At 70.5% G+C, this 22,209-nt stretch carries 18 protein-coding genes and 1 pseudogene; 6 read left to right on the forward strand and 13 right to left on the reverse strand.

The features are described 5' to 3' along the window. On the reverse strand, nt 1–995 hold a 995-nt coding region (locus BGN97_RS16180; RefSeq protein ID WP_292703872.1), incomplete at its 3' end, for a 3-deoxy-7-phosphoheptulonate synthase class II. A gap of 56 nt (nt 996–1,051) precedes the next feature. Next, nucleotides 1,052–1,747, reverse strand: a complete 696-nt coding sequence (locus BGN97_RS16185) for a lysophospholipid acyltransferase family protein (protein ID WP_285630078.1) — start codon at nt 1,745–1,747, stop codon at nt 1,052–1,054. A 117-nt stretch (nt 1,748–1,864) separates the two neighbouring features. On the opposite strand from BGN97_RS16185, the gene BGN97_RS16190 reads away from it, so the two are divergent. After that, entirely contained in the window at nt 1,865–3,691 is a 1,827-nt protein-coding gene (locus tag BGN97_RS16190) for an AMP-dependent synthetase/ligase (RefSeq protein ID WP_292703759.1), read from the forward strand. Nucleotides 3,692–3,755: 64 nt separating this feature from the next. On the opposite strand, the gene def is transcribed toward BGN97_RS16190, so the two are convergent. From def to BGN97_RS16205, 3 genes are read right to left on the reverse strand one after another with little or no spacing between them, the layout of a single operon-like run. Further along, nucleotides 3,756–4,247 (reverse strand): peptide deformylase, encoded by a 492-nt coding sequence (gene def, locus BGN97_RS16195; RefSeq protein WP_285630073.1) that lies wholly within the window; start codon nt 4,245–4,247, stop codon nt 3,756–3,758. Then, a complete protein-coding gene (locus tag BGN97_RS16200) occupies nt 4,247–6,475 on the reverse strand; it encodes a MinD/ParA family protein (protein WP_292703761.1) in 2,229 nt (742 codons plus the stop codon). Before BGN97_RS16200 ends, def begins: the two co-directional genes overlap by 1 nt. Nucleotides 6,476–6,520: 45 nt before the next feature. Then, on the reverse strand, nt 6,521–9,928 hold the full coding sequence (locus BGN97_RS16205; RefSeq protein ID WP_292703763.1) for a pyruvate carboxylase: 3,408 nt from the start codon (nt 9,926–9,928) through the stop codon (nt 6,521–6,523). A gap of 160 nt (nt 9,929–10,088) precedes the next feature. On the opposite strand from BGN97_RS16205, the gene BGN97_RS16210 reads away from it, so the two are divergent. Continuing rightward, nucleotides 10,089–10,901 (forward strand): ParA family protein, encoded by an 813-nt coding sequence (locus BGN97_RS16210; protein WP_285630067.1) that lies wholly within the window; start codon nt 10,089–10,091, stop codon nt 10,899–10,901. Nucleotides 10,902–10,971: 70 nt separating this feature from the next. Here the strand turns inward: BGN97_RS16210 and BGN97_RS16215 are convergent, their stop codons facing one another. From BGN97_RS16215 to BGN97_RS16225, 3 genes are all read right to left on the reverse strand, one after another. After that, on the reverse strand, nt 10,972–11,517 hold the full coding sequence (locus tag BGN97_RS16215; protein ID WP_292703766.1) for a MerR family transcriptional regulator: 546 nt from the start codon (nt 11,515–11,517) through the stop codon (nt 10,972–10,974). 100 nt (nt 11,518–11,617) lie between these two features. Beyond that, nucleotides 11,618–12,307, reverse strand: a complete 690-nt coding sequence (locus tag BGN97_RS16220; protein WP_292703769.1) for a MerR family transcriptional regulator — start codon at nt 12,305–12,307, stop codon at nt 11,618–11,620. Continuing rightward, entirely contained in the window at nt 12,307–12,735 is a 429-nt protein-coding gene (locus BGN97_RS16225) for an FHA domain-containing protein (RefSeq protein WP_285630678.1), read from the reverse strand. The genes BGN97_RS16220 and BGN97_RS16225 overlap by 1 nt, the downstream gene beginning before the upstream one ends. Nucleotides 12,736–12,911: 176 nt before the next feature. Between BGN97_RS16225 and lpdA the strand changes: the two genes are divergently transcribed. Then, entirely contained in the window at nt 12,912–14,309 is a 1,398-nt protein-coding gene (gene lpdA, locus BGN97_RS16230) for a dihydrolipoyl dehydrogenase (protein WP_292703771.1), read from the forward strand. Between the two features lie 78 nt (nt 14,310–14,387). Here lpdA and BGN97_RS16235 read toward each other — a convergent pair whose 3' ends face one another. From BGN97_RS16235 to BGN97_RS16250, 4 genes are all read right to left on the reverse strand, one after another. Further along, nucleotides 14,388–15,017 carry a CYTH domain-containing protein gene (locus BGN97_RS16235; RefSeq protein ID WP_292703773.1) on the reverse strand — a complete coding sequence of 210 codons (630 nt, stop codon included), beginning with the start codon at nt 15,015–15,017 and terminating at the stop codon, nt 14,388–14,390. Nucleotides 15,018–15,021: 4 nt separating this feature from the next. Next, entirely contained in the window at nt 15,022–15,237 is a 216-nt protein-coding gene (locus BGN97_RS16240; protein WP_292703775.1) for a response regulator, read from the reverse strand. Nucleotides 15,238–15,291: 54 nt separating this feature from the next. Further along, entirely contained in the window at nt 15,292–15,762 is a 471-nt protein-coding gene (locus BGN97_RS16245) for an A24 family peptidase (protein WP_292703777.1), read from the reverse strand. A gap of 63 nt (nt 15,763–15,825) precedes the next feature. Beyond that, a complete protein-coding gene (locus BGN97_RS16250; RefSeq protein WP_285630052.1) occupies nt 15,826–16,116 on the reverse strand; it encodes a DUF1905 domain-containing protein in 291 nt (96 codons plus the stop codon). A 102-nt stretch (nt 16,117–16,218) separates the two neighbouring features. On the opposite strand from BGN97_RS16250, the gene BGN97_RS16255 reads away from it, so the two are divergent. The 3 genes from BGN97_RS16255 to BGN97_RS16265 are packed head-to-tail and all read left to right on the forward strand — an operon-like array spanning nt 16,219 to nt 21,937. After that, a complete protein-coding gene (locus BGN97_RS16255; RefSeq protein ID WP_292703779.1) occupies nt 16,219–16,947 on the forward strand; it encodes a hypothetical protein in 729 nt (242 codons plus the stop codon). A gap of 14 nt (nt 16,948–16,961) precedes the next feature. Further along, nucleotides 16,962–18,518, forward strand: coding sequence for a DNA polymerase Y family protein (locus BGN97_RS16260; RefSeq protein ID WP_292703781.1), 1,557 nt, complete (start codon nt 16,962–16,964; stop codon nt 18,516–18,518). Continuing rightward, complete coding sequence (locus tag BGN97_RS16265) at nt 18,518–21,937, forward strand: error-prone DNA polymerase (protein WP_292703783.1); 3,420 nt, start codon at nt 18,518–18,520, stop codon at nt 21,935–21,937. The genes BGN97_RS16260 and BGN97_RS16265 overlap by 1 nt, the downstream gene beginning before the upstream one ends. A gap of 48 nt (nt 21,938–21,985) precedes the next feature. On the opposite strand, the pseudogene BGN97_RS16270 reads toward BGN97_RS16265, so the two are convergent. Then, nucleotides 21,986–22,209, reverse strand: a pseudogene (locus BGN97_RS16270) (ABC transporter ATP-binding protein); the annotation flags it as partial.

Here is a 22,209-nt window from a genome sequence, read left to right on the forward strand (position 1 = left end):
AGCGGCGGCAGGGCATCCCGGATCTTCCCCGCACCCATCCGGGTGATGAAGGTGAGACGCCCGGGCTCGCGGTTCGGGTCGAGCTTGTCGATCAGCGCGAGAGCGGTGTCGGGCGACGTGGTGGGGCCGAGCTTGACGCCGATGGGGTTGCGGATGTGCGAGAAGTAGTCGACGTGCGCGTCGTCGAGGTCGCGGGTGCGCTCCCCGATCCACAGGAAGTGCGCTGAGGTGTTGTACGGCGTGCCCGTGCGGGAGTCGATGCGCGTCATGGGGCGCTCGTAGTCCATCAGCAGACCCTCGTGCCCGGTGAAGAACTCGACGCGCTTGAGCTCGTCGAAGTCAGCGCCGGCCGCCTCCATGAACTTGATGGCCCGGTCGATCTCTGCCGCCATGCGCTCGTAACGCTGGTTGGCCGGGTTCTGCGCGAAGCCCTTGTTCCAGGAGTGCACCTCACGCAGGTCGGCGAAACCGCCCTGCGTGAACGCGCGGATGAGGTTCAGCGTGGACGAGGCCATGTGGTAGCCCTGCAGCAGACGTCCGGGATCCGGCTGACGGGACTTCTCGGTGAAGTCGTATCCGTTGACGATGTCGCCGCGGTAGGCCGGCAGCGTGACGTCGCCGCGGGTCTCGGTGTCACTGGAGCGCGGCTTGGCGAACTGGCCGGCCATCCGCCCCATCTTCACCACCGGCATCGAGGCGCCGTACGTGAGCACCACGGCCATCTGCAGCACGGTCTTGATGCGGTTGCGGATCTGATCGGCCGTCGCACCCGCGAAGGTCTCGGCGCAGTCGCCGCCCTGCAGCAGGAACGCGTTGCCCGAGGCCGCTCTGGCCAGCCTGGTGCGGAGGTTGTCGACCTCACCGGCGAAGACCAGCGGCGGCAGCGTCGCGATCTGCGAGGACACCTCCGCCACCCGCTCGGCGTCGGGCCACTGCGGCTGCTGCTTGATCGAGAGGGACCGCCACGCGTCGAGTTCAGGGTGCGAGGGAAGCATCCACCCAGCTTAGTGTCCGCCCGAGGTCCCTCCCCGCGCTGTGACGGGCCTGCGGCTCAGCGGCGTCGGGCCTTCTGCGGCAGCCGGTCCTTCACCGTGGAGGCGTACACGTCGTCGTACTCCTGGGCGCCCAGCCGCTGCAGCGCGATCATGATCTCGTCGGTGACGGCGCGCAGGATGTAGCGGTCGTTCTCCATGCCCGCATAGCGGGAGAAGTCCAGGGGCTCCCCGATCAGCACGCCCACGCGTCCCACATTCGGGATGCTCTGCCCGATCGGCATGATGACGTCTGTGTCGACCATCACGACGGGGATCACCGGGACCTTCGCCTCGAGCGCCATGCGAGCCAGGCCCGTGCGACCGCGGTACAGCTTGCCGTCGGGACTGCGGGTGCCCTCGGGATAGATGCCGAGCAGGTCTCCCCGACCCAGGATCTGCAGGCCGGTGTTGAGGGATGCCTCGGATGCCTTGCCGCCGGAACGGTCGATGGGGATCTGGCCGGTCCCCTTCATGAACACCTTGGTGGCCCATCCCTTGAGGCCGCGGCCGGTGAAGTAGTCGCTCTTGGCGAGGAAGGACATCGGCCGGTCCAGCAGCAGCGGCAGGAAGATCGAGTCGGCGAAGGAGAGGTGGTTGCTCGCGAGGATGGCAGCACCCGACGCGGGGACGTTGTCGCGCCCCACGATCCAGGGTCGGAAGATCGCCTTGACCAGCGGCCCGATCGCGACGTACTTCATCAGCCAGTAGAACATCGTGCAGAAGTCTAGCCTCGTGGCCACCATCGCGACCGAGTTTCACGTTTTCTGCGACTGGATGCCATGACCTAGACTCGGGGTGTCACCCGTCAATCCGGTACCGAAGGAGCTGCCGTGACCCAGTTCGAAGCCCCCGCCATCGTTCCCGCCGATCCCGAGGCGAACGCGTCCGATCTGCTCGCGATCCGCGCCAAGGAGACGCCGGATCTGGCCATCTTCTCCGTTCCCGACGGCGCCGGCTGGCGCGACATCTCCGCCAAGGACTTCGAGACGGCGGTGATCGCCCTCGCCAAGGGGTTCGTGGCCGCAGGCATCCAGCCCGGCGAGAAGGTCGGCTTCATCGCGCAGACCACCTACGAGTGGACCCTCGTCGACTTCGCGCTGTTCTACGCGGGCGCCGTCATGGTCCCGGTCTACGAGACCAGCTCGCCCGCGCAGATCCAGTGGATCATGGAGGACTCCGGGGCGATCGCGCTGATCGTCGAGTCCCCCGAGCACTTCGCCCGCGTGGACGAGGTGCGCGGCGACCTGGCGCTGGTGCGCGAGGTGTGGCAGCTGCACCTGGGCGCGATCGACGCGCTCACCGCGAAGGGCGCCGAGATCGACGACGCCGAGATCGAGCGCCGCCGCAACCTGGCGGTCGGCTCCGACATCGCGACCCTGATCTACACCTCCGGATCGACCGGGCGCCCGAAGGGGTGCGTGCTCACGCACAGCAACTTCGTCGAGCTCTCGCGGAACGCCGCCGAGTCGCTCAAGCACGTCGTCTACACCCCCGGCGCCTCGACCCTGCTGTTCATCACCCTCGCGCACGTGTTCGCCCGCTTCATGTCGATGCTCTACATCCACGCGGGCGTGCGCGTGGGGCATCAGCCCGACACGAAGCAGCTGCTCGCCTCGCTGGGCTCCTTCAAGCCGTCGCTGCTGCTCGCGGTCCCCCGCGTGTTCGAGAAGGTGTACAACTCGGCCGAGCAGAAGGCCGAGGCCGGCGGCAAGGGCAAGATCTTCCGCGCAGCCGCCGCCACTGCGATCGAGCACTCCACCCTGCAGGAGCGCGGTGAGAAGGTGCCGCTCGGCCTGAAGCTGAAGTTCGCCCTGTTCGACAAGCTGGTGTACTCCAAGCTGCGCCAGGCCATGGGCGGCAACGTCGTCTACGCCGTCTCGGGTTCCGCTCCGCTGGGCGACCGCCTCGGGCACTTCTTCCGCAGCCTCGGCGTGGTCATCCTCGAGGGCTACGGTCTCACCGAGACGACCGCGCCGGCGACCGTGAACCGCGAGGACGGCTTCAAGATCGGCACGGTCGGTCCCGTGCTCCCCGGCGTCGGCATCCGTCTCGCCGACGACGGCGAGATCGAGGTCCGCGGCATCTGCGTGTTCAAGGAGTACTGGAACAACCCCGAGGCGACCGCCGCCGCGTTCCACGACGGCTGGTTCCGCACCGGCGACCTGGGCTCCTTCGACTCGGACGGCTTCCTGACGATCACGGGTCGCAAGAAGGAGATCATCGTGACCGCCGGCGGCAAGAACGTCGCCCCGGCCGTGCTCGAGGACCCGATCCGCGCGAACCCGATCGTCGGGCAGGTCGTCGTGGTCGGAGATCAGAAGCCGTTCATCGCGGCACTGGTGACGCTGGACACCGAGATGCTGCCGACCTGGCTGGCCAACAACGGCCTCCCCGCGGACATGTCGCTGACGGATGCTGCGAAGAACCCCGCGGTGCACGCCGAGGTGCAGCGCGCGATCGACCGCGCGAACAAGTCGGTGTCGCGCGCCGAGTCGATCCGCAAGTTCACGATCCTGCCCGTGGAGTGGACCGAGGCGAGCGGTCACCTGACCCCGAAGATGTCGATCAAGCGCAATGTCATCCTGGCGGACTTCGCCGACCAGATCGCCGAGATCTACGAGGCCCCGGTGCACACCACCACGACGCCGCTGGGCTAGACGCTCAGCACCGACAGACGATGAGGCCCTCCGCGCACCGCGGAGGGCCTCATCTGCATCCGAGTCAGAACCAGTCGCTCTCGCGCACCTGCCGCATCGCGGTCTTCCTGGTCTCCCCCTGGAGCCTGCCCAGGTACACCATGCCGTCCAGGTGGTCGGTCTCGTGCTGCAGGGCCTGCGCGAGCAGCCCCTCGCCTTCCAGCACGACCGGGTTGCCGTCGAGGTCGATGCCCTCGACCCGAGCCCACGGGTGACGCGGCGTGTCGTGCCACAGGCCGGGCACCGACAGGCATCCCTCGCCGATCTCGACAGCCTCGCCGCGCACCTCGACCAGCACGGGGTTGATGACGTAGCCGATGTCGCCGTCGATGTTGTAGCTGAACGCACGCAGCGCGACACCGATCTGGTTCGCGGCGACGCCTGCCCGGCCGGGCAGCTCGACGGTGTCGACGAGGTCGGCGATCAGAGCGCGCACGCCGTCGTCGATCTGCTCGATCGGGGCGCACACCTGGCGCAGCACGGGGTCGCCGTACAGGCGGATCTCGCGGACGGCCATCAGGCGGCCTTCACCCGCAGGCCCTCGACGAGCGTGGCCGCGATCTCGCGAGCCGCGCGCCGGGTCTCGGGCTGGAGGCTGGTGAAGTCGATGGGGCCGCCGCCGGCGATCTGAGGGTCGTAGGGGATGCGCAGAACGTGCTTCGCGCGCGTCGAGAAGTGCGCCTCCAGCTCGCTCAGGCGCACGAGCGGGGTGCCGGGCGTCGACTGGTTCAGCACCACGATGGCCTCCCGCGCGAGCTGCGCGTGGCCGTTGGTCTCCAGCCAGGTCAGCGTCTCCGACGCCAGCCGGGCCTCATCGACGCTGAGCCCGGAGACGACGACGATCTGATCGGCCAGGTCGAGCGTGGCACCCATCACGGAGTGCACGATGCCGGTGCCCGAGTCGGTCAGGACCAGTGAGTAGTACTGCGCCGCCACCGCCGCGACGTCACGGTAGTCCGCATCGCCGAAGGCCTCCGAGACGCGTGGATCGGCGTCGGAGGCGAGCACGTCCAGCCGGGTGTGGTCGCGTGCGACCAGCGCGGAGATGTCGTGGAAGCCGCGGATGTCGTGCTGCGCGCGCACGAGGTCGCGCACCGACTTGGTGTGGCCGCCGACCACGCGCTCGGCGAGCGTGCCGCGGTCGGGGTTGGCGTCCACGGCGATGACGCGGTCGTCACGGGCATCCGCCAGCGCCATGCCGAGCAGTGCGGTGACGGTGGTCTTGCCGACCCCGCCCTTGCGCGACAGCACCGGCACGAAACGCGCAGTGCCGGACATCGGTGCGGCGATGCGCGCGCTGAGCAGCTTGCGCTCGCGCGCCTTGCGGCTGTCTCCGACGTTGATGCGACCACCGGACACGGCGTACAGCAGGTGACTCCACGTGCCCTCCGGCTCCGGCCTGGTGATCCGGGAGGGGTCGAGCAGTCGGTCGGCCGTGAGCAGGTCGGCGCTCTCCCGGCCGGCGTCGCCCAGGTCGTCCAGTCGCTTGGAGGTGAGGGTGACCTCGGCCGCGGGCCGGGCCGGCACCGAGGCGGGCCGGGGCGGCACGGAGTCCGCCCGGGCGATCTCGGATGCTGCGGATGCTGCGGGCTTCGCGTCGTCGGTCGCCACGGGGCGGTTCTCCTCTGTCGTCTCGGCTGCTGCCGGACGGGTCTCGGTCTGCGTCAGGGGGCGCGTGGGCGACATCGCCTCGCGCAGTTCGGCCTTGGCCGCGGCGACGGCCGATTCCAGGGTGGCGAGTTCCGAGGCGTCGGTCTCCGCGCTCTGCGCCGGGCTCGGTGCGGACTCATCGACGGATGCGGGACTCGCGGCGGTCTCGACGGGCTCCGATCCCGCCTCATCGATCTGCGGCTCGGACTTCGCAGGCGGCACGGGCTGGTCGCTCTTCGCGTCCGCTTCGGGCTTCGCCGTCGCCTCGGGCTTCGCCGCGGCCTCTGGCTTCGCGACCTGCTCAGGCGTCGCGACGGTGACGTTCTCGACGGCAGGTGCGGCCTCCGCAGCGGCCGGTGCCGCCTCGTCGAGCTGCGAACCGCTCTTCGACTGCTCGGCCTTCTTCTCCGACTTGGCGGGCTTGCGCACCGCCTTCCGGCCTCGCGCAGCGGTCACGGGCGGGAGGAGCACGGGCTCCGGACGGATGCCCGGCTTGGGCGCGGGTGCCGCGGCGGTCTCCCCCGCAACGGCGTCCGCCTCGGTCACGGGTTCGGCGTCGGCATCCGTGAGGTTCTCCACGGCGGCATCCGCCACCGTCTCGACACCATCGTCCTCCGCGCCATCCGCGTCCGCGCCATCGGTCGCCTCACCGGCGGCGTCGGGCAGGACGTCCGCGTCGACGATGTCATCGGCATGCGCGACGGCGTCAGCCGCCTCGATGCCAGGCTCCTCCGCCTCCACCCCGAGCTCGGTCACGGTCTCCGGGTCGACGGGGCGGTCTTCTGCCGTCTCAGCCGCGGCCGGCAGCTCCTCGGCGGGCAGCTCGATGACGATCTCGGGCGCATCCCGGCTGATGCGGGCGAGCACATCGGCGTCGGCGACGGCCGAGGTGTCGATGATGAGGTCGGACACGACCTCACCGCCGATCACCTCGTCGTCGACGAGATCGTCGTCCTCGCCGCCGGTCGGAAGCGCCACGCTGACCTGCGCGGTGCCCTCGTGCAGGCCGATCGCGATCGTGTCCGACGACGTGGTGTCGTCGAGCACGCCCAGCGAATCGTCCCCCTCGGGATCCACGTTGTTCTTCGACGTCACGGTTCCAGCTCCAAGCTCCGGCGCAGACTTAGCGCCCGCCCAAGATTAGTGCGCCGGACGGACCACGACCAAAAGGTCACCGGCGTCGACCTGCTGGGTCTGGTCGATCGCGAGCCGCTCCACCACACCGTCGACCGACGTCGTGATGGCCGCCTCCATCTTCATCGCCTCGATCGACGCGACCGCATCGCCGGCCTTCACCACCGCGCCCTCCTCGACCTTCAGCGTGACCGCGCCGGAGAACGGCGCGGCGATCTGGCCCGGCTTGGAGGTGTCCGCCTTCTCGGTCTCGTGGGCGTCGACGACGATCGAGCGATCGCGCACGGACACCGGCCGCAGTTGACCGTTCAGCGTCGTCATGACGGTGCGCACGCCCTTCGGGTCCGCCTCGCCGATCGCCTCGAGCCCGACGTACAGACGCACGCCTCGTTCGATCTCGACCGCGTGCTCGACGCCGGGGACGAGTCCGTAGAGGTAGTCGGAGGTGTCCAGCACGGACAGGTCGCCGAACTCCTCGCGGTTCTGCCGGAAGATCTTCGTGGGCGCGGGGAACAGCAGCTCGTTGAGCATCCCGCGTCGCTCCGCGGACGTGCCGTCGAGAGCCGCCTGCTGGGCGTCCGTGATCGGCGTGATCCCTGTCTTCGCGGCGCGGCCCGCGAGCACCTTGCTGCGGAACGGCTCCGGCCATCCGCCGGGCAGGTCGCCCAGCTCACCGGCCATGAAGCCGACGACGGAGTCCGGGATGTCGTAGCGCTCCGGGTTCGCGGCGAAGTCGGCGGGGTCCGCCTTGACCGCTGCGAGGTGCAGCGCCAGGTCTCCGACCACCTTCGAGGACGGAGTCACCTTCGGCACGCGGCCGAGGATGTCGTTCGCCGCGGCGTACATGTCCTCGATGAGCTCGAAGTCGTCGGCCAGCCCCAGCGCGATGGCCTGCTGACGCAGGTTCGACAGCTGCCCGCCGGGGATCTCGTGGTGGTACACGCGCCCGGTGGGGCTCGGCAGGCCCGACTCGAACGGGCGGTACAGGTGACGCATCGCCTCCCAGTACGGCTCCAGGTCCGATGCCGCCTGAAGATCGATGCCGGTGTCGCGCTCGGTGTGCGCGAGCGCCGCGATCAGCGCCGACAGGGACGGCTGGCTGGTGGTGCCCGACATCGGCGCGGACGCCACGTCCACGGCATCCGCTCCGGCTCCGCTCGCAGCGAGCAGGGTCGCCAGCTGGCCGCCGGCGGTGTCGTGCGTGTGCACGTGCACGGGCTGGTCGAACCGCTCGCGCAGCGCCGTCACGAGCTTCGCGGCCGCTGCAGGGCGCAGCAGACCGGCCATGTCCTTGATGCCGATCACGTGCGCACCTGCGTCCACGATCTGCTCGGCGAGGCGCAGGTAGTAGTCCAGCGTGTACAGGTCCTCGGCGGGATCGAGCAGGTCACCCGTGTAGCAGAGCGCCGCCTCCGCGACCGCGGTGCCGGTGCCCAGCACCGCGTCGATCGCGGGGCGCATCTGGGACACGTCGTTGAGCGCGTCGAAGATGCGGAAGATGTCCACGCCCGTCGCGGCGGCCTCGCGCACGAACGCGTCAGTCACCTCTGTGGGGTAGGGCGTGTACCCCACGGTGTTGCGCCCGCGCAGCAGCATCTGGATGTTGATGTTCGGCAGCGCCGTGCGCAGTGCCGCCAGTCGCTCCCACGGGTCCTCGCCGAGGAAGCGCAGTGCGACGTCGTAGGTCGCGCCGCCCCAGGCCTCCACCGAGAGCAGCTGCGGGGTCATGCGGGCGACGTACGGCGCCACCGCGACGAGATCGCTGGTGCGCACGCGCGTGGCCAGCAGCGACTGGTGCGCGTCGCGGAACGTCGTCTCGGTGACGGCGAGTGCCTTCTGCTCGCGCAGCGCCGCCGCGAAGCCGGCCGGGCCCAGCTCCTGCAGTCGCTGGCGCGAGCCCGCGGGAGGCTCGACGCCGAGGTCGAGTGCGGGGAGCTTGTGCGCGGGCGGCAGGGCCAGCGGGTTCTCGCCGTTGGGCTTGTTCACCGTGACGTCCACGAGCCACCGCAGGATCTTCGATCCGCGGTCCTTCGAGACCCGCCCGCGCAGCAGCTCGGGACGCTCGTCGATGAACGAGGTGGACAGGTCACCCGCCGCGAAGGAGGGGTCGTCCAGCACGGCCTGCAGGAACGGGATGTTCGTCGACACGCCGCGGATGCGGAACTCGGCCAGTGCGCGTCGTGCGCGGGAGACCGCGCTGTTGAACGAGCGCCCGCGACAGGTCAGCTTGGAGAGCATCGAGTCGAAGTAGGGGCTGATCTGGGAGCCCGCCGCCGTGGTCCCGCCGTCGAGGCGGATGCCGGCGCCGCCCGGCGAGCGGTAGGTGGTGATCTTCCCCGTGTCCGGCCGGAAGCCCTGCGTCGGGTCCTCGGTCGTGATGCGGCACTGCAGCGCGGCGCCGCGCAGCTGGATGTCGTCCTGCTCGAGATCGAGATCGGCGAGGGTCGCGCCGTTCGCGATCTGCATCTGCGCACGGACGAGGTCGACGTCGGTGACCTCCTCGGTCACCGTGTGCTCGACCTGGATGCGGGGGTTCATCTCGATGAAGACGACCTCCCCCGTGCGGGGTCCGGCCGTCTCGAGCAGGAACTCCACCGTTCCCGCGTTCTGGTAGCCGATCGACCGCGCGAACGCGATCGCGTGACGATGCAGGTCGCTGCGGGTCTTCTCGTCGAGGTTCGGCGCGGGGGCGATCTCGATCACCTTCTGGTGGCGGCGCTGCACCGAGCAGTCCCGCTCGAACAGGTGCACGGTGTTCCCCTGACCGTCGGCAAGGACCTGCACCTCGATGTGCCGGGGGCGCAGCACCGCCTGCTCCAGGAACATCCGCGAATCGCCGAACGCGGCCCCCGCCTCGCGCATGGCCTCGGCCAGCGCCGGCGCGAGCTCGCCCTTGGTCTCCACGCGGCGCATCCCGCGGCCGCCGCCTCCGGCGACGGCCTTCGCGAACAGCGGGAACCCGATCTCGTCGGACTGCGCGACCAGCGCCTCGACGTCGTCGGATGCCTCGGTCGAGCGCAGCACGGGGACGCCGGCCTCCACCGCGTGCCGCTTGGCCTCCACCTTGTTGCCCGCCATCTCGAGCACCTGCGCGGGCGGACCGATGAAGGTGATGCCCGCAGCGGCGGCCTTCTCAGCCAGCTCGGGGTTCTCGGAGAGGAATCCGTAGCCCGGGTAGATCGCATCGGCACCGGCGTCGAGCGCCACGGCGATGATCCCGTCCACGTCGAGGTAGGCCTGCACGGGCTGTCCGCGTTCGCCGATCTCGTACGCCTCGTCCGCCTTCAGCCGGTGCAGCGAGCCCCGGTCCTCATACGGGAACACGGCGACGGTCCGAGCCCCCACCTCGTACGCCGCGCGGAATGCGCGGATCGCGATCTCACCACGGTTGGCCACCAGGATCTTCTGGAACATGCACACCTCTTCTGAGGTCGTCGCGCGCCGGATGCCGCGCGCGGAGCGGAGGCTGAGTGTGTCCCCACACTAACGTGTGCCGCACCTCGACTCCGCCATGTGAAGCCGACCTGCGGGGCACGGAGGAGACTCACTGCAACGGCACGGTAACGTATAGGTCGTGCACGTACTCAGCGTCAGCTCCCTCAAGGGAGGCGTCGGCAAGACGACCGTGACCCTCGGTCTCGCTTCCGCCGCCTTCGCCCGCGGCATCCGTACTCTCGTGGTCGACCTCGACCCGCAGTCGGATGTCTCCACGGGCATGGACATCCAGATCGCCGGCCGACTGAACATCGCCGACGTCTTGGAGAACCCCAAGGAGAAGGTGGTCCGCCAGGCGATCACCACCAGCGGCTGGGCGAAAGTGCACCCCGGCACGATCGATCTGCTGATCGGCAGCCCGTCCGCGATCAACTTCGACGGCCCGCACCCCAGCGTGCGCGACGTCTGGAAGCTCGAGGAGGCGCTGGCCACCGTCGAGAGCGAGTACGACCTCGTCCTGATCGACTGCGCGCCGTCGCTGAACGCCCTCACCCGCACCGCGTGGGCCGCGAGCGACCGCGTCATGGTCGTCACCGAGCCCGGCCTGTTCTCAGTCGCCGCCGCCGACCGCGCACTGCGCGCCATCGAGGAGATCCGTCGAGGTCTCTCCCCTCGCCTGCAGCCCCTCGGCATCGTCGTCAACCGCGTGCGTCCGCAGTCCATCGAGCACCAGTTCCGCATCAAGGAGCTCCGCGACATGTTCGGCCCGCTCGTGCTGGCGCCGCAGCTGCCCGAGCGCACCTCTCTGCAGCAGGCGCAGGGCGCGGCCAAGCCGCTGCACATCTGGCCGGGCGACTCCGCTCAGGAGCTCGCGGCCGACTTCGACCAGCTGCTGGACCGCATCATCCGCGCCGGCCGCGTCGCCGTGCCGGAAGCCGGCGCGCAGGCCTGACGCTCACCACGCGGCACAAAGCGAAACGCACTCCCTCGGGAGTGCGTTTCCTCGTCTCAGGGGCGGTTCTTCACGCCGTGCGCCTGGAGCGCCGTGCGGCGAGCTCGTCGACCGGGTCCGGAGCCGTCGGGTCGAACTCGACGAGGGTGGACTCCACCTCGCGCAGCACCTTGCCCACGGCGATGCCGAACACTCCCTGACCACGGCTGACCAGGTCGATGACCTCGTCGTTCGAGGTGCACAGGTAGACCGAGGCGCCGTCGCTCATCAGCGTGGTGCCGGCCAGGTCGCGGATGCCGGCGGCCCGCAGCTGCTCGACCGCGGTGCGGATCTGCTGCAGCGAGATGCCCGTGTCCAGGAGCCGCTTCACCAGCTTGAGGACGAGGATGTCCCGGAAGCCGTAGAGGCGCTGGGAGCCGGAGCCGGATGCGCCGCGCACGGTGGGGACGACCAGCTCGGTGCGCGCCCAGTAGTCCAGCTGGCGGTACGTGATGCCCGCTGCCCGCGCAGCGACCGCCCCGCGGTAGCCGACCTCGTCATCCATGGCGGGAAGGCCATCCGTGAAGAGGAGCTCGGTCACGAACCGCGGGTCGCCTGTCAGCTCATCCGCATTCATACGTCTGTCCTCTCCTGAACGAATACCTCAACGCTAGGGCCTCACCCCGGCACCGGCAATGACATCCGCACCGCGCCGAAGGTGTGTCGCAACCGGTTCGTTACGAAAGCGCGCGATCGAGCGCCTGACGCACCATGAGGCTGCGCACCTCGTCGATGCGCGTGGCCAGCTCGGGGGCCAGCTCCGCGGCCCGCCCGCGGGATGCGGCATCCGTGCGCCGCAGCAGAGTCGACAGCGCCGACTCGATCAGCGCCGCCTCGCGCTCGGCGTTCTGGCGCAGGCTGCGCAGGTGCCGCGGCTCGATGCCGTGGCGGGCGAGTGCGACCAGACCGGAGAGCAGGGAGGCGACCTCCTCGCCATAGGTCTCCGACGCCGAGATGAGCCCGGCGCTGATGGAGTCGTTCAGCAGCTGCGCGGTCGCGCCGGTGCGCGCCAGCAGCTCGTCACGGCGATGCCGGCGCGCGGGCGGGGTGATCGAGCGGGGCACGATGTCGGCCCAGCCCTGCCCCTTGGCCTCGGCCTCGTCGAGCTGCTCGCGGATCACGCTGAGCGGGAGGTAGTGGTCGCGCTGCAGCGTGAGCGCGGTGCGCAGGCGTTCGACGTCGTGGGCCGAGAACTTCCGGTACCCGGACTCCGTGCGGGACGGGGTGACGATGCCCTGCACCTCGAGGAAGCGGAGCTTGCTCGAGGTCAGCTGCGAGAACTCGGGCGTGAGCCGGGCCAGGACCTGGCCGATGCTGAGGAGCCCAGTGGGCGCGGTGCGCTCCCGGGCGGCGCCGGCCGCCGCCATCAGTCGTTCGCCGCCGCGAGGTCGATCGGGGATGCGAAGAAGTTCATCCGGAACTTGCCGATGCGCAGCTCGTAGCCGTTGGCCAGCTCGCTGCGGTCGACGCGCTCGCCGTTCACATAGGTGCCGTTGAGGGAGCGCTGATCGATGATCTCGAAGGCGCCGCCGGCACGGGTGATCTCGGCGTGACGGCGCGACACGGTCACGTCGTCGAAGAAGATGTCGGCCTCGGGGTGCCGGCCGACGGTCGTCACGTCCGCGTCGAGAAGGTAGCGGGCCCCGGCGAGAGCGCCGGCGCGCACCAGCAGCAGCGCGGAGCCTGCGGGCAGGGCGGCGATGGCCGCGCTCTCCGCCTCGGTCAGATCCGCACCGAACGGCACGAAAGACAGGTCGGACTCATGGCCGAACGTCTGCGTCACGTCGTGCCGCACTTCGCCATTGCGGTGGATCGCGCCTCCGGCGCCGATCGTGCTGTCGTCTGTCACGGGGCTCCCTCCTCCGGTCCTTCAGCCTATCTGATGCGATCGGGTGCTCGGGAGGGCGGTCTGCGTCGCGATCCGGTCGCGCGACCGCTCCCGCGCACGGCGCAGACGATAGGCTTGGTGACATGCCACATTACGATGTCGTCATCCTCGGCGCGGGCCCTGGCGGCTACGTCGCCGCCGTCCGCAGCGCGCAGCTCGGCCTGTCCACCGCCATCATCGAGGAGAAGTACTGGGGAGGGATCTGCCTCAACGTGGGCTGCATCCCCTCGAAGTCGCTCCTGAAGAACGCGGAGATCGCGCACACGTTCAACCACAAGGCCGATTTCTTCGGCATCTCGGGTGACGTGCACTTCGACTTCGGTGCGGCGTTCGACCGCAGCCGTACGGTGGCGAACACCCATGTCAAGGGCATCCACTTCCTGATGAAGAAGAACAAGGTCACCGAGTACGACGGCCGCGGCACCTTCACGGGCCCGAAGGCGATCTCGGTCGCCAAGTCGGACGGCACGACCGAAGAGGTCACCTTCGACAACGTCATCATCGCCACCGGTTCGACGGTGCGCCTGCTTCCCGGCGTGCAGCTGAGCGAGAACGTCGTCACCTTCGAGGAGCAGATCCTCACCCGCGACCTGCCCGAGTCCATCGTCATCGTCGGCGCCGGCGCCATCGGCATGGAGTTCGGCTACGTGCTGTCGAACTACGGCGTGAAGGTCACGATCATCGAGTTCCTCGACCGCGCCCTCCCGAACGAGGACGTGGAGGTCTCCAAGGAGATCCAGAAGCAGTACAAGAAGCTCGGCGTCGACATCCTCACCTCCACCGCGGTGAAGACCGTCACCGACAACGGCTCCTCGGTGCACGTCACCTACGAGACGCGCGACGGCCAGCCCGGTGAGATCACCGCCGGCAAGGTGCTCATGTCCGTCGGGTTCGCGCCGAACGTGAACGGCTACGGCCTGGAGAACACCGGCGTCAAGCTCACCGAGCGCGGCGCGATCGACATCGACGACCACATGCGCACGAACGTCGAGGGCATCTACGCCATCGGCGACGTGACCGCCAAGCTGCAGCTGGCCCACGTGGCCGAGGCGCAGGCGGTCGTGGCCGCCGAGACCATCGGCAAGGCCGAGACCCAGACGCTGGGCGACTACCGGATGATGCCGCGCGCCACGTTCTGCCAGCCGCAGGTCGCCAGCTTCGGTCTCACCGAGGAGCAGGCGCGCGCCGAGGGTCGCGAGATCAAGGTCGCGAAGTTCCCCTTCAGCGCCAACGGCAAGGCCAACGGCCTGGGCGAGCCGGTCGGCTTCGTCAAGCTGATCGCGGATGCCGAGCACCTCGAGCTCATCGGCGGCCACCTGATCGGACCGGACGTCTCCGAGCTCCTCCCCGAGCTGACGCTCGCGCAGAAGTGGGACCTCACCGCTCTCGAGGCCGCGCGCAACGTGCACACCCACCCGACCCTGTCGGAGGCCCTGCAGGAGGGCTTCCACGGTCTCGCGGGGCACATGATCAACCTCTGAGCTCCACTCGACGAGAGCCCGGGCGTGCGTGAGCACGACCCGGGCTCTCGTGGTTCCGGGGGCGGATGCCGTCTGGTCTCAGAACCCGAGGGCGCGGGCGAGCTTGGAGCCGGAGGACGGCGGACGACCGCCGGCGGCGAGCACCGCCTGCTCGACGGCCGCGAAGAACGCCTCGCGTCCCTGCTCGTCGGCTGGCGCCGCCTGCCCGAGCTCCATCTCCCACTCCCGCCACACGCGCTGCGTGCCTGTCGTCAGATCCGTGGCGCGCACGCGGTCGTCGACGAACTCGGCGATCACACCGCCCTCGCCCTCCAGGTGGTAGGCCGTCCGGGTGTTCTCGATGCGGGCGATCTGCACCAGCTCGTCCGAGGTCCACTGGGCGACCGTCTCGGCCACGGCATCCGGCATCCGGCCGTCCTCGTCCAGCGGCCAGCCGAGCTCCACCCGGCCATCGCCCTGACGCGGGCCCTTGACGTGCCAGCCGGCATCCGGCCCGCCGGTGCGCCGGCGCAGCGCGAAGCCGCGCTGCGCGAGAGTGCGGTCAGAGGTGTCGAGGTAGCGCGCGTCGAGTTCGCGCAGCTCGCCCTCGCTCACCGCGGTCACGCCGGGGACGCTGGTCCAGTCCGGCAGCGCCGTGTCGGCATCCGCGTCGTACTTGCGCTCGATCTCGAAGGAGCGCTGCGGCTCCGATGCGGGATCAGTCGTCATGCTCTTAATCAGCACTGGGTGAGATGTCGTCACCGGATTCGACGAACCGGAACCCCACCTCGGTGGGCCCGTCATGGGCACCCGTGTTGGTCGCCTCGCCCTCGCGGCGATACGTCAGCTGAGTCTCGCTGTAGGGCAGGATCAGCGAGGTCTGGTCCGCGCTGTCGAGCGGGAGGATCTGCCCGTCGAGCGGGCCGCCGTGGAGTCGTGCGAGTGCCATGTGCTCAGAGTAGCCCCCTGCGGGGACAACGCGGCGAGGCCCGTCCGCCCGTCGTCAGGTCGCCGCGATCGCGAGCGCCGCGCCGAGGATCATCCACGGCCCGAAGGCGATGCGGGTGGAGCGGTCCGCCCGCTTCAGCATCATGAGCACGATCGCGAACAGTGCGCCCAGCACGAAGGCCGCCGCGGCACCGAGCAGCAGCGTCCACCAGCCGTGCCAGGCGAGCACCACCCCGATCACGGCGGCGAGCTTCACATCGCCGCCGCCCATCCCCTGCTTCGATCCGAGGTGCATCAGGGCGTAGAAGACGCCGAGGGCGAGTCCGCCGAGCAGGGCGCGCAGCATCCGTCCGGCATCCCCCGTGGCGACCCCCTCGAGGACCAGCAGCACGATCAGCGCGCCGAGCACGGGCAGCACGATGCGGTTGGGCAGCCGGTGCTCGCGGGCGTCGATCACGACGAGCCACAGCCCCACGCCGGCCAGAGCGAGGTGCACGAGCAGCACGGCGACGGCGTGGAGGGTCATGCTGGAAGGCTAGGCGAATCCGCCGAGGCCTGCCGATGCCCTGTGGACAACCGGCGAGGGGCCTCAGACCTCGAGGATGTCGAGATCGACCAGTACAACGCCGCCCTCCTCGATCCCCTGCGCATCGCGCACCTGCTTCTTCAGCGGCAGCACGAACGCCGTCCCGCTGAAGAAGATCGAGGTGTCCCAGCTGGTCAGGCCGATCCTCGCTCTCACGCGCAGCGAGCCGAAGCCGCGCGGCGGTGCGGGCAGCTCGCGGATCTCGAGGGAGAGGTCCTCGGGCAGCGTCGCGAAGAACCACGAGTCCACCCGCGCACTCCAGCGGGTGACCTCACTCTCGAACTCGATCCGCATGGGTCCAGCGTAGACGAGACGACCGACTCTGCGATGTCGGATGTGCGATCTACGCTTCGATATGGACTTGAACTGTTCGAATCTTTCTTCGAGGATGGATGCATGGGGATCAGCACGATGACGGCGCTCTCCCCCGCCGACGAGCGTGCGGGGGACGTGCTGCGGCTGCGCCGTGAAATCGCGCGGATGCAGCGCCGGCGCAGCGATGACGCGGTGCTCCCGCTGCACCCCGTGCTGCAGGAGCTGCTCCCCGAGCGGGGGCTGCAGACCGGCACGGTCTACTCGGTGTCGCCCTCGCCGAGCCTGCTCTTCGCACTGATGAGCACGATCTCCCAGCGCGGCAGCTGGTGCGCCGCGGTGGGCATGCCCACGCTGGGTCTCGAGGCCGCGGCATCCTTCGGCGTCGAGCTGTCCCGGCTGATCCTGGTCCCCGAGCCCGGGGAGAGATGGCTGGCGGTCGTCTCGGCCCTGGCCGAGGTGGTGCCGCTGATCGCGGTCAATCCCGGATCGCGGGTCGGGGATGCGGATGCCGCCCGGCTGGCCGCCCGGCTACGCGACCGCGGATGCACGGTGCTGGCCGCCTCACCCTGGCCGCAGAGCGAGGGCATGATCAGCCTGCACGACCCGCACTGGGAGGGGCTCGGCGAGGGGTGGGGTCTGCTGTCGAACCGCACCGTGACCCTCACCGCGCAGACCCGCACGACGCCGCGGCCGCAGAGCCTGCGCGTGCAGCTGCCCGGAGCGCTCGGCAGCGTCGAGGCCGCGCACGTCCCGGATGCCGCGCCCCGGCACGACGGCGCACCCGACCGCCGGCTCTGGGCGGTGGCGTGATGGACGGTGGCGAGGTGGACGCTCCTGCCGTCGCACGGATGCACGTGCTGTGGTTCCCGGACTGGCCGCTGCGCGCCGCCCTGGGCGCCGCTCCCCCGCATCCGCCCACCGCGCTCGTGCACGGCGGGGTCGTCACGGCGTGCACGGCGTCGGCACGGGCGCACGGGGTGCGCGTCGGCCAGCGCAGACGGCTCGCGCAGAGCCGGATGCCGGAGCTGCGGATGCTGCCGCACGACACCGCTCAGGACAAGCGCGCCTTCCTGCCGGTGCTGCGTCTGATCGAGTCGCACGCCCCCGGTGTGCACCTGCTGCGGCCGGGCCTCGCCGCCCTGCGCTCCCGCGGGATCTCGCGGTACCACGGCGGCGAGGGCGAGGCCGCGGCCGCGCTGCTCGGGATCCTCGCCGAGGCGGGGTACGCCGAGACACGCATCGGGGTCGCGGACGGGATGTTCACCGCCGAGCTGGCGGCCCGCGGCGCGGGCCAGGCGGGGTGGGCGCTGATCCCCTCCGGGCAGGCGCGGGAGTTCCTCGCCCCGCTTCCGCTGCAGGTGCTGAACGAGCCGCAGCTGGCGGATCTGCTGAGGCGGCTGGGCATCAGCACGCTGGGCGGGTTCGCCGCCCTCGAGCCCCTGGCGGTGCGGGAGCGCTTCGGCGAGCACGGCGCCCGGCTGCACGCCCTGGCCCGGGGTGCGGATTCCCGGCCTCCGACCCCGCGGCGGCCCGATCCTCAGCTGGCGAGGGAGATCGAGTTCGAGACGCCGCTGGGGCAGTCCGACCAGATCGCCTTCGCCGTGCGTCAGACCGCGGACGCCGTGATGCTCGCCCTCGCCGATGCCTCCGTGGTGTGCACCGAGGTCCGCATCGACCTCGGCGACGATGACGGGGCGGTGTTCTCGCGCACCTGGCTGCACCCCACCTGCTTCGACGCCTCGGACCTCGTGGACCGGGTGCGCTGGCAGCTCGAATCCCTCGCCGCCGCCTCCCCTGATGCCGGAGCGGATGCCGACGCCGCGCACGCCTTCCGCGGGATCGTCGGCGTGCGGATCGCCCCGGTCGCGGTGGACGACGCCGCACATCATCAGCCGGGGCTGTTCGGATCCGGCACGGATGAGCGCCTGCACCACGCCGTCTCGCGGGTGCAGACGCTGCTCGGGCACACCGGGGTCGCCACCGCGAGCGTCTCCGGCGGGCGCCTGCTGGCGGATCGCCAGGTGCTGACTCCGTGGGGCGAGCGCGCCGTCGTGGAGCGCGATCCTGCGCAGCCCTGGCCGGGGAGCCTGCCGGATCCCCTGCCCGCCGAGGTGTTCACGCCCCTGCGCCCGGTGCGGGTCACGGGCGCCGAGGGCACGCCGATCAGCATCGGCGAGCGCGGCGAGCTGTCCTGCCCGCCTGCGCTCATCGACGACAGCGAGGTGATCGGCTGGGCGGGTCCCTGGCCGGTGCACGAGCACCGCTGGGATGCCGAGCGCAGCCGCTCCGGGCATCGATTCCAGCTGCTGGACCGGCAGCACCGGGCCTGGCTGGTGCTGCACTCCGAGGGCGCCTGGTGGGCCGAGGGGAGGTACCGCTGATGGGCTGGCACAATCCGGATCTCTCCTGGACGGAGCTGGAGCGCACGCTGAGCGCCCCGACGGAGCCGGTGTCCGCCGAGCCGATCGCACCCCGTGCGGACCCCGGCCCGCTGAGCCGGCACCGGCCGCCGGCATCAGCTCCCCCCATCGCCCGCCCCGAGAACGCCGTGCCGTACGCCGAGCTGCACGCGCACTCGTCGTACTCCTTCCTCGACGGGGCGTCCTCCCCCGACGACCTGCTGGCCGAGGCCGAGGCGCTGGGACTCACGGCCCTCGCGATCACGGATCACGATGGCTTCTACGGCGCGGCGCGGTTCGCCGAGGCCGCCGAGTTCACCGGCGTACAGACTGTGTTCGGTGCGGAGCTGTCGCTGGGCGAGGCATCGGAAGATGGGTTTCTGAGCCTGTCGAAGGGTAAGGGCCGCACCGGCATGCCCGATCCGCTCGGCGAACACCTGCTCGTGCTGGCGAACGGCGTGGAGGGGTATCACCGGCTGGCGGGCGCCATCACCCGGGCACAGCTGCGCGGCGGCGAGAAGGGGCGTCCGCGCTACGACCTGGACGATCTGGTGGCGAGCGGACGAGAGCACTGGACGATCCTGACCGGATGCCGCAAGGGCGGCGTTCGTCGGGGACTCGACCGCGGCGACGCCGGGACGCCGCTGCGCCGGCTGGTGGATCTGTTCGGGCAGGATCATGTGGCCGTCGAGCTCATCGACCACGGCGATCCGCTGGACAGCCGGCGCAATGACGTTCTCCGAGGGCTGGCGTCCGAGCTCCGCCTGCCCGTCGTCGCCACCGGGAACGTGCACTATGCGACCCCGGAGAGGGCGGGGCTCGCGGAGGCGATCGCCGCCGTGCGCGCCACGCGCAGCATGGACGACCTCGACGGCTGGCTGCCCGCGCACGGGGCCGCGCATCTGCGCAGCGGCGCCGAGATGACCGAGCGGTTCCGCCGCTACCCCGGTGCGATCTCGAACGGACTGCGCATCGCCGCGGACTGCGCCTTCCCGCTGCGGCGGGCCAAGCCCGCGCTCCCCGTGCAGGAGGTGCCGCCCGGGGAGACTCCGATGAGTCATCTGCGGATGCTGGTGTGGCAGGCGGTGCCCGCGAAGTATCCCCGGCTCGGCGAGGACGGCAGGCGGCGCATCGCGCGCGAGCTGGACGTCATCGAGGAGAAGGACTTCCCCGGCTACTTCCTGATCGTGCACGGGATCGTCGAGGAGGCCAGACGCCGAGGCATCCTCTGCCAGGGTCGCGGCTCGGCCGCGGCGAGTGCGGTCTGCTACCTGCTGGGCATCACGGCCGTCGATCCGATCCTGTACGGCCTGCCGTTCGAGCGGTTCCTCGCCACCACGCGCAGCGAGGAGCCCGACATCGACGTGGACTTCGACTCCAGCAGGCGCGAGGAGATCATCCAGTGGGTGTACGCGCAGTACGGACGGGAGCGGGCGGCGCAGGTGGCGAACGTCATCCAGTACCGGCCCAAGAACGCCGTGCGGGACATGGCGCGGGCGCTGGGGCACTCCCCCGGTCAGCAGGATGCCTGGTCCAAGCAGGTCGACGGGTGGAGCGCCGGGATCGAGGCATCCGACGACAACGACATCCCTGCCGACGTGCTCTCCTACGCGAGCGAACTGCTGAAGGCGCCACGGCATCTGGGCATCCACTCCGGCGGGATGGTGCTGACCGCGCGGCCGGTAGGCGAGGTGGTGCCGGTGGAGCACGCCCGCATGGAGGACCGCACGGTCATCCAGTGGGACAAGGACGATGCCGCGTGGATGGGGCTGGTGAAGTTCGACCTGCTGGGGCTCGGGATGCTGTCAGCGCTGCGGCACTGCTTCGACCTCATCGCCGAGACCACGGGTGAGGTGTGGACGCTGGACGGCATCCCCAAGGAGGAGCAGGCGGTGTACGACATGCTCTGCCGGGCCGACTCGATCGGTGTGTTCCAGGTGGAGTCGCGCGCGCAGATGGGGCTGCTGCCGCGTCTGCAGCCCCGGGAGTTCTACGAGCTGGCCATCCAGATCGCGCTGATCCGCCCCGGCCCCATCCAGGGCGGGGCCGTGCATCCGTTCGTGCGCCGCAAGCTGGGTCAGGATGACGTGACCTACCCGCATCCGGCGCTGAAGCCGGTGCTGGAGCGCACTCTGGGCATCCCGGTCTTCCAGGAGCAGCTGATCCAGATGGCGACCGTGCTGGGCAACTGCACGGCCGACGAGGCCGATCTGCTGCGCCGGGCGATGGGCTCCAAGCGCGGCCTGGAGAAGATCGAGAAGATCCGGGAGTCGCTGTACGAGGGGATGCGGGAGAAGGGCCTGAGCGAGGAGACCTCCGATCGCATCTACGCGCAGATCCAGGCGTTCTCGAACTTCGGCTTCGCCGAGTCGCACTCGCTGTCGTTCGCGCTGCTGGTGTACGCCAGCTCCTGGCTGAAGCTGCACTACCCGGCTGCGTTCCTGGCGGGGCTGCTGCGCTCGCAGCCGATGGGGTTCTACTCGGCGTCGTCACTCACTGCGGATGCCCGTCATCACGGCGTACAGGTGCTGCGACCCGACCTGCACGCTTCGGGGGTGCTGGACGGGCTCGAGCGGATCGAGGACGGCGATGCGCCGACCGGCCTGGACTCCTGCCTGACCGTCCTGCAGCCCCCGTTCGGCGACTTCGACCGCACCGCCCCCGACGAATCCGCGGCACACCGCCGGGACGGCCGGTTCGCGGTGCGCCTGGGGCTGTCCGGCGTCCGCGGCATCGGCGAGAGGCTTGCGGAGCGGATCGTCACGGCACGCGACGAGCACGGGCCGTTCCGCGATCTGCACGATCTGGTGCGGCGCACGGATGCCACGGCTGCGCAGCTCGAGGCGCTCGCCACCGCCGGCGCCTTCGAGTGTCTCGGCCTGAGCAGGCGCGAGGCGATGTGGATGGCGGGTGCCGCCGCCGAGGATCGCGCACGCTTCCTGCCGGGCACGGCGATCGCCGTGCAGCCGCCGCTGTTCGCCGACCAGTCGGGGTACGAGCGTCTGGCGGCGGATCTGTGGGCCACCGGGGTCTCCACCGACGACCACCCGATGACTCACCTGCGGGATGCCCTCATCGAGCGCGGCGTGCTCACCTCTCAGCAGCTGCGCACGCACGAGTCCGGCCGCCGCATCGAAGTGGCGGGCGTGGTCACGCATCGGCAGCGGCCGGCGACGGCCAGCGGCATCACCTTCCTGAACCTGGAGGACGAGCACGGGCTGGTCAACGTGATCTGCTCGGCCGGCGTCTGGGGGCGCTATCGGCGGGTCGCCCGCGACTCCCCCGCGCTCATCGTCCGCGGCATCCTGGAGCGTTCCCCGGAGGGCGTCGCGAACGTGCTCGCCGACGCCTTCGAGGATCTGCGCACCGGCCTCGCGCACCGCTCCCGCGACTTCCGGTGAACCGCGCCCGATGTGAGGCACACCCCGCGGGCGGACTTCGCGTCGTGCTCAGCCGCGCTTCACGGCTCTCGCCGCCCAGCGCCGGCCGTGCCGGGTCACCTCGATCGGATGGCGGAAGGCCCGCGAGATCGTCTCCGTCGTGAGCACCTCGGCCACGGGGCCCGCCGCGACCACCTCGCCCGCCGAGATCACGAGCGCGTGCGTCCTGGTCTCGGGCAGCTCCTCGGGATGGGGCGTGACGAGCATGCTGGTCAGCTCCTGCTCTCGACGCA

Source organism: Microbacterium sp. 69-10, assembly GCF_001897945.1.
Lineage (GTDB): Bacteria > Actinomycetota > Actinomycetes > Actinomycetales > Microbacteriaceae > Microbacterium.